The sequence below is a fragment of the Streptomyces mayonensis genome, from assembly GCF_018982965.1.
Taxonomy (GTDB): domain Bacteria; phylum Actinomycetota; class Actinomycetes; order Streptomycetales; family Streptomycetaceae; genus Streptomyces; species Streptomyces mayonensis.
In genome coordinates this window covers 62359-79569 of the sequence record NZ_JACBYP010000007.1, presented here as the reverse complement: position 1 = coordinate 79569, position 17211 = coordinate 62359, and the positions used below count along the sequence as shown (strand labels likewise).

Genomic DNA, 17211 nt, shown 5'->3' with positions numbered 1-17211 from the left:
CGTCCGCAGCGGCCGCGCCCGAACGTGCCGACGGCGGGGAGGTCGAGGGCGGGGGCACGTGGCCTACCTACGCTTTCACTCGATAATGAAGACCATATTCAATACGGGAATCTAGCATGCCGCCATCCGCCGCCACGGCGCGCGGCGAGAGCCGGCTGCGGCCTTCGGTGAAATCCGCGGGGCGTCCGAGGGCCACCGCCTCGGCGCTCCAGCGCGGTCGGATGGGCGCCGAGGGTGTACCGGCCCCGGCCACACCGGGCCCGGCCGGATCAACCACCTCTTCGGCGGCCACGGCACCTACTTCGACGACCCGGACGGCCACAGCATGGGCCGCAGGATGGAGATCATGACGCGTCCGTACGTCCGGCCCCGGCCGGGAGCGGAGCGGACCCGAGGGGCCGGAAAGATCCGGGGCACTCACATGAGTGAACTCGGAGCAGCCGTTCGGCCCCGACGGACACGGCTCGGCTACGTTGGCGTATCAGCGGGTGCCTGACCTCGTCGATTGGGCATTCAACCCGGCTGGGAATCGCCGCGCGTTCGCGGCGACCGGGGTCCTTGCCGGTCCTGTGCGTAGTGAGGATGCAGCACCATGACACCCGTACCGCCCTCCTTCCTCTTCGGTCTGATCGCCGCACCACTGGCGAAACGCGTTCTCAAGCCGGTGTTGCGCGGGGTCGTCAGGACGTCCGTCGGTGTCGCGTACGAAATCAGGCTGGCGGCCGCCGAGGCCGGACAGAACGTGCACGGCCTCGCGGCCGAGGTGGCCGCCGAGATGGCGGCGGCGCAGACCGCGGCCGGAAACCGGAGTGCGGCCAGGGTGCCGAAGGCCCGCGCGGGCACGGGCGCCGGGCAGCAGCGCTGACCCACGCTCACGACCCGTCGGTGTCCGGCCGGACACCTACGCGTGCTCGGGACCGTCTCCCGCGGGATACGGGAAGTGACAGGCGACACGCGCCGTCTCGTCCCAGGGGTCCTGTACGGCGCACACTTCCCGGCCCGGACGCCGGCTCGGCCCGACCGGGCACCGGGGATGGAAGCGGCATCCGGCCGGCGGCGACGCGGGGTCGGGTGCCTCGCCCGACAGCGGGAGCGCCTCCCCGCCGGGTCGTCGTCCGGTGTGCAGGCTCGGCACCGCGGACAGCAGCGTCCGGGTGTACGGGTGCCGGGCGCCGCCGGGCAGGGCCTCGTTGGAGGCGGTCTCGACGATCCGGCCGAGGTACATCACGGCGACGGCGTCCGACACCTGACGCACGGCTGCGAGGTCGTGGCTGATGAACAGCATGGCGAAGCCCATGCGCCGCTGCAGCTCCCTGAGCATGCCGAGGAGCGCCGCCCGGACGGACACGTCGAGCGCCGAGGTGACCTCGTCGGCGACGAGCACCGCCGGGTCCACGGCGAGCGCACGGGCGACGGCCACGCGCTGGCGCTGACCGCCCGAGAGCTGCCCCGGCAGCCGGCCGGCGCAACCGGCGTCGAGTCCCACCAGCTCCAGCAGTTCGCCGACGCGCTGTTCACGGGCGCGGCGGTCCAGCCGGGCGAAGGCCCCAGCCGCTTCGGCGAGCGACTGGCGCACCGTCATGCGGGGGTCCAGTGCCGTGTCCGGGTCCTGGAAGACCAGTTGGACCCGGCGCCCCCACCGGCGCCGGTCGGCCGCCCGGCGCACCGGGTACTCCCGCCCGTCGATCGCGATCCGCCCGGCGCACGGGCGGTCCAGCCCGACGATCGCACGGGCGAGGGTGGATTTGCCCGACCCTGACTCCCCGACCAGTCCGACCGTACGGCCGCGCGCGATCTCCAGTGACACACCGTCCACCGCCGTGACGGGCCCGTACGGCCCGTGGTGGCGCACCGTCACGTCGTGCAGCGCCAGCCCTGCCCCCCGGGCTCCTCGGACTCCCCGGGCTCCCCGGCTCTGTTCGGGTAGTCCGCCCGGGCCGCGTACTCCGCTCATGTGTCGCACTCCTCGGTCTCGGGCCGTCCGGAGGACGCCGTCGGGGGCAGTGGCCGCCAGCAGGCGACCTCGTGGTGCGGGTCGAGCGCGGACAGTACGGGGATCTCCGCGGCACACCGGTCAAGTCGCTGCGGACAGCGGTCCAGGAACGGGCAGCCCGGCGCGGTGCCACCGGGGTCGGGCGGGGCTCCCCCGAGGCCGGGAGGGCTGCTCTCGCGGTCGGCGGTCAGGCCGCGGACCGAGGCGACGAGCATGCGCGTGTACGGGTGCCGTGCACCGTCCGCCAGGGCACGGGCGGGGAGGCTCTCGACGATCGTCCCCCCGTACATGACCAGGACCCGGTCGCAGGCGTCGGCCACGAGGGCGATGTCGTGGCTGATGAAGAGGATGGCGGTGGCGTCGTCGCGCCGGACGCGGCGCAGCAGGTCCATGATCTGCCGCTGCACGGTGACGTCCAGGGCCGTCGTGGGCTCGTCCGCGATGACGAGGTCGGGGCGCATCATCGAGGCGGCGGCGATCGCCACCCGCTGGCGCTGACCCCCGGACAGCTGGAAGGGGCGGGACCGCAGCAGCCGGCGCTCTCCGGGCAGCGCGACCCGCTGGAGCTGGACCCGGGCCTGTTCGACGGCCTGCTCACGAGGGATGCCGTGATGCGCGCGCACGGCCTCCGTCAGCTGCGTCTCGATCCGGAGCGCCGGGTTGAAGGCGGAGGCGGGGTTCTGGAAGATCATCGCCATCCCGGTCGCGAGCTGCCGGTGCCGTTCCCTGCGCGTCAACGACCCGACGTCCGCGCCGAGGAAGCGGTGGGCGCTCCAGGTGGCGCGGGCGCCGTCGGGCAGCAGGTCGGCGAGGGCGAGCGCGGTCAGGGACTTGCCGGAACCGGACTCGCCCACCAGGCCGACCATCTCACCGCGTCGTAGCGCGAGGGAGACGCCGCGCACGGGCCGGATCGTCCGGTCCCCCGCGGGCAGGGCGACCCGCAGATCCGCCACCTCCAGCAGGAGGTCCGCGCCGGCCGGCCGGCGGCCGGTGGGCGCCGGGGACGCCGCGGGTTCTCCCGTCTGCCGCGCAGGGGGGTGCTGCCGCGTGGCGGCCTTCGCCAGTACCTCGCCGAGCAGTTGGAAGGCCACGCCGGCGTAGACGATGGCGATGCCGGGGGCCACGGCGGGCAGCGGTTCGGTGTAGACGCGGTCCAGCCCCTGGCTGAGCAGCAGCCCCCAGTCGTACGAAGGGGGCTGCGCGCCCAGTCCCAGGAAGCTCAGCCCCGACAGGGCCACGAGCGCCGAGCCCACGGCGACGGTGGTGTTGAGGAGCAGCGGTTCGGCGACGTGCGGCAGGACGTGACGCCGGAGGAGCCGGTGGCGGCGCAGGCCGAGCACCCTTGCGGCCGCCATGAAGTCGGTTCCGGCCACCCCGGCGGCGAGGGTCTGCGTGAGGCGCGCGAAACCCGGTGCGCAGGCGACGGCGAGCGCGAACACCGCCCCGCGGGCTCCCGCGCCGAAGAGCACCGCGAAGAACATCGCGACGAGGAGCGCCGGAAAGGCCAGCAGGAGGTTGATGAACGCACCCAGCAGACGGCGGGTGCGCCCTCCCACGACGGCGGTCAGCGCCCCGAGGGTGACACCGGCCGCCGCTCCGAGGAGCGTGGCCGTGACCGCCGGCAGCAGGGACGACCAGGTCGAGGCGAGCAGCCTGGCGAGCAGGTCGCGTCCGAGGTGGTCGGTGCCGAGCGGATGACCGCCGGTGGGGCCCTGCAGTACCGCCGACGGATCCGGGCGGTCGGCGGCGGGACCCCACAGCACCGGGCCCACGACGGCCAGTACGGCGAGCGACGCCAGCATCGCCAGGGCGGTCACCCCCATGGGTGTGGCCCAGCACGACCGGGACAGGCGCGGCCCGCCGCCGTCGCCGCGCGCCGGGCGCGGGGTGGAGGCGGGCGAGAGGGGCGCGGGGGACGAAGAAGATGAATGCGACGAGGGAGGCGAAGGGGATGAGGGGGATGAGGGGGATGAGGGAGACGAAGGGGACGGTGTCATGGGGATCACGTCTCTCGGATGACCGAGCGGGGGTCGAGCAGGGCCAGGGCCAGATCGACGAGGAAGTTCGCGACGAGGACGGCCGAGCCGAGTACCAGGACCGACGCCTGGACGACCGCGTAGTCCTGGGCGACCACGGACTGTGCCATCGCCGAACCGATGCCCGGCCAGGCGAACACCTTCTCGACCAGCACGGTCCCCGCGATCAGGGCGGGCAGCAGACTTCCGGCGACGGTCAGCGACGCGGTCAGCGTGTTCGGCGCCACATGGCGGAGATGGAGCGTGGCGGCGGGCAGCCGTTTCGCGCGGGCGGCCCGCACATGGTCCATGGCGAGAACCCGCAGGGTCTCCACCCGCACGATCCGCAGGAGGACCGCGGTCGGAGCGAGCGCCAGCGCGAGCACGGGCAGCACGTAGGACTGGGGGCCGAGGTCGCCGGCCACCGGAAAGGCGCGCAGGCCGACCGCGAGGCCCGCGGTGAGACCCGCCGCCAGCACGAAGTCAGGTACGCCCGCCACCACGGACGTGACGACGGTGAGCGTCAGCTCCGTCCGGGGCCGCCGCCCGCCGCGGGTCCGGATCCCCGCGAGCATCCCTCCCGGAAGGGCCACGGCGAGAACGCAGACGAACGCCGGCACGGCCAGCCGCAGGGTGGCCGGCAGACGCGCCCTGATCAGCTCGGTCACCGGCTCACCGGTCACCAGCGAGACCCCGAGGTCCCCGTGGGCCAGCCGGCGCAGGTACGACCAGTACTGGGCCGTCAGTTCGCGGTCCAGGCCGAGGTTCCGCCGTTCGGCGGCGACGAGGTCCGGCGGGGCGTCCACGCCGAGAGCGGCCCGGACGGGGTCGCCCGGCACCAGTCTGATCATCGCGAAGGAAGCGGTGACGACCAGCAGGAGCAGGACGGTCAGCCGCACCGCTCTCCGGCAGCAGAACACCGCCCACGGATGGCGCCGGGACAGGGCACCGATCCGCGCGGACACGGTGGCCATGGGGAACCTCCTTCGTACTTCGGCTCCTTGGGCGGGGCGGCGACCGGTACGCCGCAGGGCGCACGGCGTCCGTGACCTGCCGCCCGCCCGCCGTCCGCCCACCGTCGGCACGTCCGGGTCGCGTCATCGGGGCATCGGGGCATCGCGTCATTCGTGCAGGCGGATGCTGGTCGGTACGATCTGGCCGCCGGGCACGACGGCGAAGGTGGTCCGGTTGCCGTACACCGTGCTCGTGCCGTCGGCGACGGGGAGCGCGTCCGCCGAGCGGAACAGCGCGGCGGCGGCCCTGTTCCAGTCGGCGCAGCTGTCCTCACCCGGCGCGCGCAGGGCGCGGCGGACGAACCGGTCGTAGGTGCGGTTGGTGACACGGGCGAAGTTCAGTCCTGCGGACGGCGCGGGCCCGGAGAAGTAGCCGACGAGTTGCGCGGGCAGCGGCGGGCCCGGCGAGCTGCCGACCACGACGTCGAAGTCGCCGCTCTGGTACATGGCCTGCACCACCGCGTTGCCGCTCTCGCTGACGAGGTCGACGTCGGCGCCCAGCTTCCGCCAGGAGACGGCCATCAGTTCGGCGACCGACGGGAGGGTGGAGCCGAAGTCGGCGCTGCTGAGCAGCCGCAACCGCAAGCGCCGTCCGTCCCTCACCAGCCTGCCCCGGTCGTCCTTCGTCCACCCTGCGCCTTCCAGGGCCTTCTGGGCGTCGCCCGACGGCAGGTTCGCGGCGGCCACGTCGGCGTGGCACACGGAGTCCTCGGCGGTCAGGTGCCGCGCGGGCGTTCCCGTCCCTCCCATCGCCACGTTGGCGAGTCCCTGCCGGTCCAGGGCGCCCACCAGCGCCTTGCGCAGCGTCGGATCGCTCAGGGGGCGGCCGGCCCGTTCGTTGAAGAAGGTCAGTCCCACCACGGTCGGCACCTCCGCCGCGGTCAGGCCGCCGCTGCCCGTCAGCCGGGCGCGGTCCGGGCCGCTCACCATCGCGATGTTCACACCGCCCGTCAGCAGCAGGTTCGCCACCGTGGACTCCTGCGGCACCACCGACACCACAATCCTCCCGGGTTGCCCCACCGTCGCGTTGGTCGCTCCCCGCGGCCCCCACGCGTACCCCTCGCGCCGCGTGAAGGTGTACGGACCGCCGGAGGCGTACCCGCTGAGGACGTACGGCCCGGTGCCCTCCGTCCTCCGGTCCAGCGCGGCGGGATCCGCAAGGCCGGCGGGGCAGACGATCGGCACCAGGCCGATCGTCCGCAGGACGAAGCTGTACGGTGACGCCATCCGCACCGACACCGTCCGCGCCGTGTCGTCGGCGGACACCGTGAACGGCGCACCGGGCAACGCCGTTCGGACGCCGACGAGTCGGTTGCGGGGGTCACTCGCGTACGTCAGTGACCGGGCCACCGCGGAGGCCGTGAGGGCCGAACCGTCGGAGCAGGTCACGTCCCCGCGGAGGGTGAAGCTCGCCGAAGTGGCTCCGGCCTGCCACTTCTCGGCCAGGCCCGACACCACACCGCCGTCCGGCGCCGTGTTGACCAACGAGTCGTACGCGTACCGCGCCAGGCCGGAGCCGAACTGCGAGTACGGGTGGAAACTCGATGTCTCGGAGGCGGTGGCGATCGTGACGGTGCCCTCCTCGACGAGGGGCGTACGGGTCGACGGCACGTCGCCGCCGTCGCAGCCGGCGGTCACACCCGACACGGCAAGGGCTGCCGCCACCGCGACCGACCGGGACCGGGGGAACGACGCGGTTCGGCGGTGCATGGCGCTCATCGTGTCACCGGCTTCCCAGGCGCCCCGCCGCATCGTCCGGACCTTCCACGAACGGGCGGAATGAATCGCCCGTCCGAGTGATACGCCCCGGAATCCGGGTTTGCCCCAGCGTCCGGCGAGGTGCCGGTAGAGGGCGCGGAGCCTGTAGTTCCGCATGCGGCACAAGGAACACTCCCGCGACACATGGAACGGCAGGTGGGCGTGCGGCGCTTCGTTACCGGGGTGTTGTCGGATTCCAGCCATCGTTGTCCTGAACAGGACGGCGGGACAAGGCTGTTGTACTCGAATGGGTGAAGGCGGCGGCAGAGTATGTACCTGCCTTGTCGGCCTCGGATACCGTCCATGGTGAAGGACTCGTTGCGATGAACGCCATGAACGCTGATGAACGCCATGAACGCGTTGAAGCGACGAATGCGATGAACGGGATCGGGCACGACGAAGGATTCGGGCACGTTTCCCGTCGCGACGAGAAGCCGCAGAGTAATCGGCGGAAGAGAAGGACGTAACGCCATGCCGCCCGTAGTACCTCCTTTCCTCATCGGCCTGGTCGCCGCAACCCTGGTCAAGCGACTGGGCAAGCCGGTGTTCCGGGGCCTCGTGAAAACCTCGGTCAGCCTGGGGATCGAAGCCAAGAGGGCGGTGGACGAAGCCAGTGCGGGAATGCACGACCTCGCGGCCGAGGCAACCGCCGAGATCCTCGCCGCCCAGATGGCGCGCGGAGCCGAGCCCGCTGCCGTCACCGAGGCCCCGAAGAGCGGAAGCGGACCCAAGCCCGCGAGCAAGACACGCAGCACCGGTTCGGCCACCGCCAAGTCGCGCTGAATTCCCGGCCCGGTGGAAGGCATGACCGAAAAAGAAGGCACCCTGACGGAGGCGGGTCAGAATCCGGTGACCGGAACACCCCTGTATTCCGCCGAACTCCTCCAAGAAGGCGGCACTTACAAACTCGTCGTGACCGATCGCCTGCGCCACACGGTGCAGACCACCTACGTGTCCCGAAGAGCGGTGGAGCAACTGCCCACCTTCCTCGCCAAGCTCAACTCCCTGCAGCCGGGCGGTATGCGGCGGCGATGACCACGCACGACACGACGCCGGGGCACGCTGCGAACGCATGGTTCCGCGTCCGTCGGCGCGCCGCGGAGCCCCGACTGCGCCTGGTGTGTCTCCCCCACGCGGGCGGGACGGCACAGCTGTTCCACCGCTGGCCCACGCTGTTGCCGGAGGACATCGAGGTTCTCGCCGTGCGGTACCCCGGCCGTCAGGACCGGCTCGCGGAAGCCTGCGTCGAGGACATGACCACGCTCGCCGACGCGATCGACGGCGCGCTGCGCCCCTGGCTCGACCGGCCGCTGGCGCTCTTCGGCCACAGCATGGGCGCCTGCGTCGCCTACGAGCTGGCGTTGAGGCTTGAGGACCGCGGCTTCGTCCCCGAACACCTGATGGTCTCCGCGCACGCGGCCCCTCAGCGCGCCGGACACAGCGCACTGCACTCGGCCGGCGACGAAGCCCTCGTCGCCCACGTCCGGAGCCTCGGAGACCTTCACGGCGACGCCTACGACATTCCGGAGCTGCGTGAACTCCTGCTGCCCGCCCTGCGCGCGGACTACCGGCTCATCGAGGGCTACCGTCCCCGGCGGCCGGCTCCGGTCAAGGCGCCGATCACCGCGTACGTGGGCCGGGACGACGTGAGTTGCCCGCTCGACGACGTCCTCGCGTGGTCCGGACTCAGCGCGTCCGGCTCCTTCGACCTCGGCTCGTTCCCCGGGGACCACTTCTACCTCGCGGAGCGGGAGGCGGACGTCGTCGCCGACGTGGCGGCGCGTCTCACGCACACGTCCGGCGCGGTGCACGTCTGACGGTCGCGCTCGGCCGGCGGGCACATGCGTCGCCGACGTGATACGCCGTGCGCTCGGCCGGGGACCGGGCCGGAACGGCCGTCGCCGTCGTTCCGGCGGCCGCGGGCCCGAGGAGCTGAGCGCCGCACCGGCCGGGGGGGGGTGGTCCTGGGACGGCCGGAGTCAGCCGGCCCCGCCGTCGAGGAGCAGGCTGTAGCGCAGGCGCAGCGCACGCTCGGTGCTGGCCGCCGCCGTGACCAGCCCGACCGCGGTGTTCGCCCAGCCGGAGAGGTGGACGGGCGAGGTGAAGGTCCCGACGTACTGGGCGATCTCCTGCGGCCGGGTGAGCTGTTCGGCGAGCTGGACGAGGAGGACGAGCAGGGCCACGACGAGGACGGCCGCCGAGACGGCACCGGTCCAGCGGCTCAGTGCGGGGTGCTTGCGGTCGAAGTGGGCACGACGCCCTTCGGCCGAGTCGCGGTCCGGGACGAGCTGGTGCTCGGCACCGTCGTCGGTGACGTAGTGGCACCGTTTGAGCCCGAAACTGCTCGCGCGCACTTCGACGGCACCTCCCGGAACGGGGAAGACGGCCGGCAGCCGTGACTCGGCGTGGTGCCTACCATCCAGGTACAGATGGGCCCTGACGTGGCCGTTCGAGTCCTGTCTGCCGTGCTTGACGTCGACGGCCCAGACCGACTGCCGGCCGTCGCCCGCCGTCAGCCGGAGATAGAAGAGGGCGCGGGACAACGACTGCCACCAGCGGAAGCGCTTCAGTGGCCGCCCGTTCCCGGGCACGACCCTCTTCAGTGCCCGCTGCCGCCTCAGGTTCTCGAACATGCCTCCCACTTCCTCCGGTTCTCCTCCGTCCGGATCTCGCGGTCGTCCGGACCTGCCGACGAGTCTGTGGGAGCCGCGCGCCCGGCACATCGGCCCAGCGGCCCGACCCGTCCCCGACCGCGGGCGGGACGGGCATTCGACCTGGGTCCAAGGCGCCTCCCACCTCGGTATGACCCGGCGGCCGCACACTTTCGCGATACTGAACCGGTGAACATCGACACCGGCCGTGTGAACCCCGGCGCCGCGCCACCGCTCGGGTGGTGGCGGCAGACCTGGCGGCCGGCGGCAGCCGCGGCCGTGGGCGCGTCGGGCTGGTTCTCCACCGGTGTGGTGCTGGCTCGGGAGCAGGGGACCGGCGCGGACTCGTGGTTCCTCGTCGGAGACCCCCTGGTGGGGCTCGGCTGTCTGGTGCTTCTGCTGTGGCGGCGGCGGCTCCCGGTGACGGTCGCCCTGGTCACCACCGCGGCCTCGATCCCGTCGGCCATCGCCTCGGGTGCCGCTCTGGTGGCGCTGGGCTCGGTCGCCACCCGTCGACGTCCGGTGGAGATCGGTGCGGTGGCGGCGGCCCACGTGGTCGCCTCGCAGTTCGCGCTCCAGTTCTACGCGGTCGACAGCCCGCCGGACGCGTGGTGGCTGCGGCTCACCCTGCCGGTGCTGACCGCGGGCATCGCGGTGGCGCTGGGCACGGCCGTCGGGGCCCGGCGGGTCGAGGTCCGGTCCCTGCGGGACCGTGCGGAGAGCGCGGAGCGGGAACAGTCCGCGCGGGCGGCGCAGGCACGGGCCCTGGAACGCAACCGCATCGCCCGCGAGATGCACGACGTGCTCGCGCACCGTATCTCCCTCGTGGCCATGCAGGCCGGGGTGCTGGACCACCGGGACAACCTCAGGGCCGAGGAGAGCCGTGTGCTGGTCCGGGGCATCGCCGAGGGCTCCCACCAGGCCCTGGAGGAACTGCGGGACGTGCTCGGTGTGCTCCGGGCCGATCCGGGCCGGCCCGAACCGCCCCAGCCCTCCCTCGACGGGATTCCCGGCCTGGTGGCCGACACCCGCGCGTCGGGACTCGACGTCACGCTGACCACCACCGTGGCGGGGACACCGCCCGACCTTGTCGGACGGACCTGCTACCGGGTCGTCCAGGAAGGTCTGACCAACGCCGCCAAGCACGCGCCGGGCGCCCGCGTGCGGGTCACCGTCGAAGGAGCGGCGGGCGACCGGCTCGAGGTCGGCGTGCACAACGCACCGGCCGCCCGTGACTCCTCCTCGCTGACTGCCGAGCTCGCGCCGCCACCGGCGTCGGGCTTCGGTCTGCTCGGGCTCGGCGAACGGGTCGGGCTGGCCGGTGGAGAACTCAGCCACCACCCCACCCCCGGCAACGGATACGTCCTGACCGCGCGGCTGCCCTGGCCGAACACCCCCCACGAGAGGAAAGCCTGAGTGGACACCGGGCGGGAGCCGGTACGTGTCGTCGTCGTCGACGACGAACAGCTGGTGCGCATGGCGCTGCGGCTCGTCATCGACGGCGAGCCGGACCTGAGAGTCGTCGGCGAGGCGGCGGACGGGGACGCGGCGGTCGCCGCGGTGGACGCGCTGCGTCCGGACGTGGTCCTGATGGACGTGCGGATGCCGGGCCGCGACGGCCTCAGCGCGACCCGGGAGCTGCTGGGCCGGCCTGCTCCGCCGCGGGTGCTGATCCTGACGACGTTCGACTCCGACGACCTCGTGCTCGACGCGCTGCGCACCGGCGCGCTCGGGTTCGTACTCAAGGACACCCAGCCGCCGCAGCTGCTCGACGCGGTGCGGGCGGTCGCCGACGGCAATCCCGTGCTGTCCCCGGCGGCCACGGCCCGGGTGATCGCGGCGGCCACCGGTCCGCACTCCTCCCACGCCCGCGACGCGTCCCGCGAGGCGGCGCGGAGGCAGCTGTCCGTACTGACCGACCGGGAACTGGAGACCGCCCGGGCCGTCGCGGACGGGCTGGCCAACCCGGAGATCGCCAGACGGCTGCGGATCAGTGTGGCGACCGTCAAGGCGCACACGGGCAGCCTGTTCGCCAAGCTCGCGGTCGAGAACCGGGTGCAGATCGCGCTCCTGGTCCGGGACGCCGAAGTCTGACCGCGGCCGGTCCGTGGCACCGCCGGGGTGACACCGTCCGGACGGTCATACGTCGCCGGTCCCGCCCAGGCCGGTGAGGGCGCCGACCGGGTCCGGGTCGGGGGTGCCGCGCGGCCACCAGTCCTCACGGCCGGGCTCGGACTCGTAGGCGTACCAGAGTCCTGTCCTGCCGAGCCGGAGCTGGACATGGCCCTGGGGGTGTGTCAGGCGGTTGCGCCAAGGGCGGAAGGCGGGGAGGTCGGCGGCGAGCAGCAGCGGGCGGGCGCGGTCGAAGCGGCCGGCCGGCGGGTCCCACGGCTCCTCCAGCACGTCGAGTCCGTCCGGGCCGCCCTGGCGCCAGGCGGCCACGGCCCTCGCCAGCTCCGCGGGATCGCGCCCGGTCGCTCCGGCCAGGGACGCGTACAGCGCGCGGGTGCCGGCGGTGAGGCCGGAGCCGGGCCGGGCGGCGGCGAGACGGACGGCGTCCTGCCACAGCGTCAGGCTCCCGACCGGGTCGCGTCCCGTGACGAGCAGGGCGTGGGCGCGGGCGGCGGCGTCCGTGGCCAACTGGTCCAGGGAGATGGGGTCGGGGCCGCCCGGTGCCGCCGGGTAGGAGGGGGGCTGCTCGGGGTGAGGAGGCGTGGGCAGGGGCGCGGGGAGGGGCGGCAGGGCTCGCTCGGTGAGCGCCGCGCCGGCCCGGACGCCGGGCAACGGCGCGGGGCCCCGGTCCTGGGCGGCGCGGGCGGCGCGGGCCGCGTTCAGCCGGGAGAGGGCGTCGAGCAGTTCCCGTTCGCCGCGGCCGCGCAGCAGGAGGAGGACGAAGGGGTCGGCGTCCAGCAGGCGTGCCGTCTGGTAGCAGAGCGCGGCGGCGTGCTTGCAGGGGTGGCCGGAGTCGGGGCAGCTGCACTGCGGCGCGAGGTCGCCGGGACCCGGGAGCAGGGGGACGCCGCAGTCGGCCAGCGAGTGGGGCAGCTCCTTGTCGAGCAGCGCCGCGATGTGTCCGGGGCGCTCGACGGCCGTGTCCAGGAAGCGCCGCCAGTCGTCGTCGCCCAGGGTGCGCAGCCGGACCTGCACGCGGTACGGCCGTGGGCGGCTGCCCTGTACGTAGGCGAGGACCAGGCCGGGTGTGACGGTGACGGCGTCGACGTGCCCCCGCTCGGCATAGCCGCGCCCTCTCGCCAGCCGAGCGGCGTCCAGGGCTCCCTCCTCCAGCGCGGTCACCCATGCGTTCCCCCACCAGGTACCGGCGAGTCCGGCGCCCGCCGGCCGGGGCGGCAGCGCGGGGAAGGTCCGGCGGTGCTCGCCGTCCCGGACCCCCCGCACGATGGCCGCTCCCGACCGGGACGGCACGGACTGTGACGTCGCCGGGTCTGTCCCCACCGTCTCCGTGTCCGCGAGTCCTCGTCCCGCCGCCGTGTTCGTGTTCGCCCGGCCTCCTCCCACAGCCGGCTCCCGGTCCGCCCGGCCTCCTCCCACAGCCGCCTCCGTGTCCGCCGGCTTGCGTCCCGCCGGTTCTGCGCCCTCCTTCGCCAGCCCCACCGGGTCAGTGCCCGCCAGGCCCGGCCCTGCGGCGTTCCGTCCGGCCGACCCCGGTCCCGGCGGGTCCGACCCCACATCCCGGCCGTCCGATCCCGACCCCGCCGGGTCCGGCCCCACCGCATCCCGGCGGACCGACCCCGGCTCCGCGGCGTCCCCTTGCGCCGTGCGCGCCTCCGCCGGGGCCGGATCCGGCGAGCCCGGCCCCGACAGGTCCGGGCTCGGCGGGCGTTCGTCCCCGGTGGCCGTCGTCGGGGTCGTGCGCGACATGTTCCGCCGCGTCGGGGCCTGCTGTGGCGGGGCCTCATGCGTCCGCTTCCTCATCGGCGCGTCCGCGCCCGCCCCGGCCCGCGCAGCCGCCTCCCCCGCTCCGGCATGCGGTGTTGTCTGGACGTCCGGTGTCGATCCGGCGTCCGAGTCCGGTGGGAGCCGGAACGCCTCCGCGGCGAAGGCACGGACGGTGCGGGCGCGGGCGTCCGCCGTGCGGGAGCCGGCCGTGGCCTGCGGGTGACGGGGCGTGCCGGGGCGTGGCCGTACGCCCGTCGCCGCTTCCGCCTTCGCCCGGCGGCGAGCCGCCCGCAGGGCCTCGCGGGCCACGTCCGCCGGCCGGCTGCCGTCCTCGTCGGCGGGATCGGGGGCGGCGGGGCCGCTCGCGCCGCCGTCCGGTTCGTCCTCCTCTTTCGCCGCATCGGCGGCACCGGTGTCCGTCGCCGCGTGCCGCTGGGTGGCCCGGGTGCTGCGCAGCGCCGCCCGGGCGACATCCCCGGGGCGCGGCTGCCGTTCCGGGGACCGGTGCGGCTCGGGTCCGCGGTCCGCGGTGCCGGTGTCCGGGTCCGTCCCGGTGTTCGGACCAGTCCCCGTGTCCGTGTCCGGGTTCCCCGTGTCCGTGTGGCCGACCCGCGGCCCTTCGTCGTCCCGGTCGGGGGTGCCGTCGGGGTCCGTGTCGCCGCGCAGGCGGGCCTCCCGCAGGGCGCGGCGCGCCTCGTCGGCGGGGCGGGGGGTCATGACGGCCTCCGCAGGGACACCAGGTCGGACAGCTCGCGGGAGGTCAGCTCGGTGAGGGCCGACTCGCCGGAGCCGAGGATCGCGTCGGCCAGGGCGCGCTTGGAGCGGAGCATCTCGGCGATGCGGTCCTCGACCGTGCCCTCGGTGACGAGCCGGTGGACCTGGACCGGTTGGGTCTGTCCGATGCGGTAGGCCCGGTCGGTGGCCTGTTCCTCCACGGCCGGGTTCCACCAGCGGTCGAAGTGCACGACGTGGCCCGCGCGGGTGAGGTTCAGGCCGGTGCCCGCGGCCTTCAGGGACAGGACGAGGACGGGGGTCGCCCCGCTCTGGAAGCGGTCGACCATGCGCTCGCGCTCCGGCACCGGCGTACCGCCGTGGAGCAGGTCGACGGGGACGGCTCGGGCGGCCAGGTGGGAGGCGATGAGCCGGGCCATACCGACGTACTGCGTGAAGACGAGCGCCGAACCGTCCTCCGCCAGCACCGTGTCCAGCAGTTCGTCCAGCAGTGCCAGCTTGCCCGAGCGGGCGGTCGTCCGGTCGGCTCCGCCCGGCGGGTGCTCCTCCTTCAGGAACAGCGCGGGGTGGTCGCAGATCTGCTTGAGCGAGGTCAGGAGCTTGAGGACGAGGCCCCGGCGGCCCATGCCCTCGGCCGACTCGATGGCGAGCATCGACTCGCGCACCACCGCCTCGTACAACGCGGCCTGTTCGCGGGTGAGCGGGACGGGGTGGTCCGTCTCGGTCTTCGGCGGCAGCTCGGGGACGATGCCCGGGTCGGACTTCCTGCGGCGCAGGAGGAAGGGGCGGATCAGCCGGGCCAGACGCTCCGCGGCCTCCTCGTCCTCGCCGTTCTCCACGGCGCGCGCGTGCCGGGCGCGGAAGGACTTGAGCGGGCCGAGGAGCCCGGGGGTGGTCCAGTCGAGCAGGGCCCACAGCTCGGAGAGGTTGTTCTCCACCGGGGTGCCGGTCAGGGCCACGCGCGCCGGGGAGTCGATGGTGCGCAGGGCCTTCGCGGTCGCCGAGTACGGGTTCTTGACGTGCTGTGCCTCGTCGGCGACGACCATCCCCCAGCTCTGCGCGGCCAGTGTCCGGGCGGCGGACCGCATCGTGCCGTACGTGGTGAGGACGAAACCTCCGGTCAGGTCGTCCAGGGTGCGCTCGGCGCCGTGGAAGCGGCGGACCGGCACACCGGGGGCGAACCGGGTGATCTCCCGCTGCCAGTTGCCCAGCAGGGAGGCCGGGCAGACCACCAGGGTCGGTTCGCTGCGGGCCCGCTCGAGGTGCAGCGCGATGACGGTGACCGTCTTGCCGAGGCCCATGTCGTCGGCGAGGCAGCCGCCGAGGCCGAGGGAGGTCATGAGGTCGAGCCAGGCCAGGCCGCGGAGCTGGTAGTCGCGGAGGGTGGCGTCCAGGCCCGGGGGCGGTTCGGCGGGGCGGACTCCCGCCGTGAGCCGGTCGCGCAGGGCGGCCAGCGCCCCGGCCGGCACCACGTCGACGGTCTCGCCGTCCGCCTCGGCGGTGCCGGTGAGGGCGACGGAGAGCGCGTCGACCGGGTCGAGCAGGCCGAGGTCGCGCTTGCGCGCCCGGCGGACGAGTGCGGGGTCGACCAGCACCCACCGGTCGCGCAGCCGGACGACCGGGCGGTGGGACTCCGCGAGGGCGTCCATTTCGGCCTCGGTGAGCGGGTCGCCGCCGATCGCCAGCTGCCAGCGGAACTGGAGGAGGTCCTCGCTCTCGAAGAAGCCGGTGCCGTCGGTCGCGGAGCCGGGGGCGGGCCGGACGACCGCGGTCGCGGTGAGGTCCTGGGCCAGGTCGCGGGGCCAGTGCACGGCGACCCCGGCGGCGGCCAATCGGCCGGCCGCCACGCCGAGCAGGTCGGTGACCTCGTCCTCGGAGAGGGCGAGGACGTCGGGCACGTCCTGCTCGGTGAGCCGGTCGAGCGGCGGCCAGATCCGCGCCGCGCGCCGCACGGCGAGGGCGGCGTCCACACGGGCCCGGGTGCCGAACGCCGCGTCGGCCTCACCCGACCACAGGTCCGCGGCGTCGGCCACGAGAGTGGGGTCGGCGAGGCTGTGCACCTGCACGATCGCCGCGCCCGCGCTGCGCACGCCGTCCGGGGCGGCGTCCGCGTCGAACAGGTCGTACGCCGACAGGTCCAGGCGGAGCGAGATCCGTACGCCCGCGTCCATCCCGGCGGCGACCTCCGCGGCCCAGTCGTGCGCACCGGGCAGTCGCTGGGCCGTGCGCGCGGCGAACGGGCGCCCCGAGACGTGCGGCGCGGCGGGGCTGCGCGGCAGGGTGTCGGCGACCGCGTCCAGGAAGGCCCGGATCAGCGCCTCCGGCTCGGGCAGTCGGAGCGGGCCGGGGCCGTCCAGGGGAACCGCGTGGCCCTCCGGGGGCAGGGCCGCGGCCACGGCGCGCAGGTGCGCGATGTCGTCGGGGTCGAGCGGACCCGCCCGCCAGGCGTCGTGTCCGCTCGCGGTCAGGCCGGGCAGCAGCCGGCCGCGCGCGGTGAGCCGCAGGGCGTGCAGGGCGGCGGCGCCCCAGCAGGCGGTGGCCGGGTGGGCGGCGGGGTCGTGCCGGGCGCGGACGAGGAGGGGCAGCGCCTCGGCGAGGGGCAACGACAGCGCGGGCGTCCTGCGGCGTCGTGCACCCGCGCCGTGCCGCCGTACGACGGTGAGCTCCGTGGGCGCGGGCCCCGGGGCGTGCGGCACGTCCGCTGCGAGCGCCTCACCGGCGCGCCCCGCCGCGGCCTCGTGACCGGTGCCGACGGGACCGGTGGGGACAGGACCGGCCTCGTGACCGGTGCCGACGGGACCGGCACCGTGACCGGTGGGGACAGGCCCGTCCCCGGGGTCCCAGAAGGCGACGCGGCCGTCGCGCGGGAGGGGTGCGGGCAGGAAGACGGCTGCGAGCCGGAGCGGAACGGGTGTGCCGCGGGCGCCCGCCTCTCCAGCGGCATCCGTCCCCCCGGAGGCTCCCGGCGCTCCCTGCCGGTCCCGGTCCCCCGCCCGCACGGTGGCCGTCGGGTCCGCCACGGCTCCGTCGTACATACGTCCTGTCACCTCCCGCCCCGTCCTCCGGATCAGATGTCTTCGACTCTACGGGCGGGGTCTGACAATCGGCTCCGGCGGCCTGCCCGAGCCTTGTCTGCGCGGGGCGGCGGTCGG

Annotated in this window: 13 protein-coding genes and 1 pseudogene; 7 read left to right on the top strand and 7 right to left on the bottom strand. The window is 74.4% G+C overall.

Going from position 1 to position 17211, the window contains the following annotated elements; all coding sequences use genetic code 11:
* Positions 1-244: 244 nt before the first annotated feature.
* A pseudogene (locus tag HZS56_RS38005) lies at positions 245-370 on the top strand (VOC family protein); the annotation flags it as partial.
* Between the two features lie 222 nt (positions 371-592).
* A complete protein-coding gene (locus HZS56_RS04270) occupies positions 593-865 on the top strand; it encodes a DUF5132 domain-containing protein (RefSeq protein ID WP_216719309.1) in 273 nt (90 codons plus the stop codon).
* Positions 866-901: 36 nt separating this feature from the next.
* Here the strand turns inward: HZS56_RS04270 and HZS56_RS04265 are convergent, their stop codons facing one another.
* The 4 genes from HZS56_RS04265 to HZS56_RS04250 all read right to left on the bottom strand — a co-directional run bounded on the left by HZS56_RS04265 (position 902) and on the right by HZS56_RS04250 (position 6731).
* Entirely contained in the window at positions 902-1954 is a 1053-nt protein-coding gene (locus HZS56_RS04265) for an oligopeptide/dipeptide ABC transporter ATP-binding protein (protein ID WP_216719308.1), read from the bottom strand.
* Positions 1951-3816, bottom strand: coding sequence for a dipeptide/oligopeptide/nickel ABC transporter permease/ATP-binding protein (locus HZS56_RS04260; RefSeq protein ID WP_216719307.1), 1866 nt, complete (start codon positions 3814-3816; stop codon positions 1951-1953). The genes HZS56_RS04265 and HZS56_RS04260 overlap by 4 nt, the downstream gene beginning before the upstream one ends.
* A 179-nt stretch (positions 3817-3995) precedes the next feature.
* Positions 3996-4982, bottom strand: coding sequence for an ABC transporter permease (locus HZS56_RS04255; protein WP_216719306.1), 987 nt, complete (start codon positions 4980-4982; stop codon positions 3996-3998).
* A gap of 147 nt (positions 4983-5129) precedes the next feature.
* Positions 5130-6731: an ABC transporter substrate-binding protein gene (locus tag HZS56_RS04250; protein WP_216719305.1), complete on the bottom strand. Its 1602-nt coding sequence runs from the start codon at positions 6729-6731 to the stop codon at positions 5130-5132.
* 519 nt (positions 6732-7250) lie between these two features.
* On the opposite strand from HZS56_RS04250, the gene HZS56_RS04245 reads away from it, so the two are divergent.
* Genes HZS56_RS04245 through HZS56_RS04235 form a run of 3 tightly spaced genes read left to right on the top strand, consistent with a single transcriptional unit; the run spans position 7251 to position 8596 of the window.
* Positions 7251-7562: a DUF5132 domain-containing protein gene (locus HZS56_RS04245; protein ID WP_216719304.1), complete on the top strand. Its 312-nt coding sequence runs from the start codon at positions 7251-7253 to the stop codon at positions 7560-7562.
* 21 nt (positions 7563-7583) lie between these two features.
* A complete protein-coding gene (locus HZS56_RS04240; RefSeq protein ID WP_216719303.1) occupies positions 7584-7814 on the top strand; it encodes a hypothetical protein in 231 nt (76 codons plus the stop codon).
* Positions 7811-8596, top strand: coding sequence for a thioesterase II family protein (locus HZS56_RS04235; RefSeq protein ID WP_216719302.1), 786 nt, complete (start codon positions 7811-7813; stop codon positions 8594-8596). Before HZS56_RS04240 ends, HZS56_RS04235 begins: the two co-directional genes overlap by 4 nt.
* 162 nt (positions 8597-8758) lie before the next feature.
* Here the strand turns inward: HZS56_RS04235 and HZS56_RS04230 are convergent, their stop codons facing one another.
* Positions 8759-9412, bottom strand: a complete 654-nt coding sequence (locus tag HZS56_RS04230; protein ID WP_216719301.1) for a hypothetical protein — start codon at positions 9410-9412, stop codon at positions 8759-8761.
* Between the two features lie 228 nt (positions 9413-9640).
* On the opposite strand from HZS56_RS04230, the gene HZS56_RS04225 reads away from it, so the two are divergent.
* A complete protein-coding gene (locus HZS56_RS04225) occupies positions 9641-10846 on the top strand; it encodes a sensor histidine kinase (RefSeq protein WP_216719351.1) in 1206 nt (401 codons plus the stop codon).
* Positions 10847-11524 carry a response regulator gene (locus HZS56_RS04220; RefSeq protein WP_216719300.1) on the top strand — a complete coding sequence of 226 codons (678 nt, stop codon included), beginning with the start codon at positions 10847-10849 and terminating at the stop codon, positions 11522-11524.
* A 45-nt stretch (positions 11525-11569) separates the two neighbouring features.
* Here HZS56_RS04220 and HZS56_RS38000 read toward each other — a convergent pair whose 3' ends face one another.
* Together HZS56_RS38000 and HZS56_RS04210 are read right to left on the bottom strand one after the other, a co-directional pair.
* On the bottom strand, positions 11570-14044 hold the full coding sequence (locus HZS56_RS38000; RefSeq protein ID WP_253913706.1) for an SWIM zinc finger family protein: 2475 nt from the start codon (positions 14042-14044) through the stop codon (positions 11570-11572).
* Complete coding sequence (locus HZS56_RS04210; RefSeq protein WP_253913705.1) at positions 14041-17094, bottom strand: SCO1167/SCO6262 family helicase; 3054 nt, start codon at positions 17092-17094, stop codon at positions 14041-14043. Before HZS56_RS04210 ends, HZS56_RS38000 begins: the two co-directional genes overlap by 4 nt.
* Positions 17095-17211: the final 117 nt, after the last annotated feature.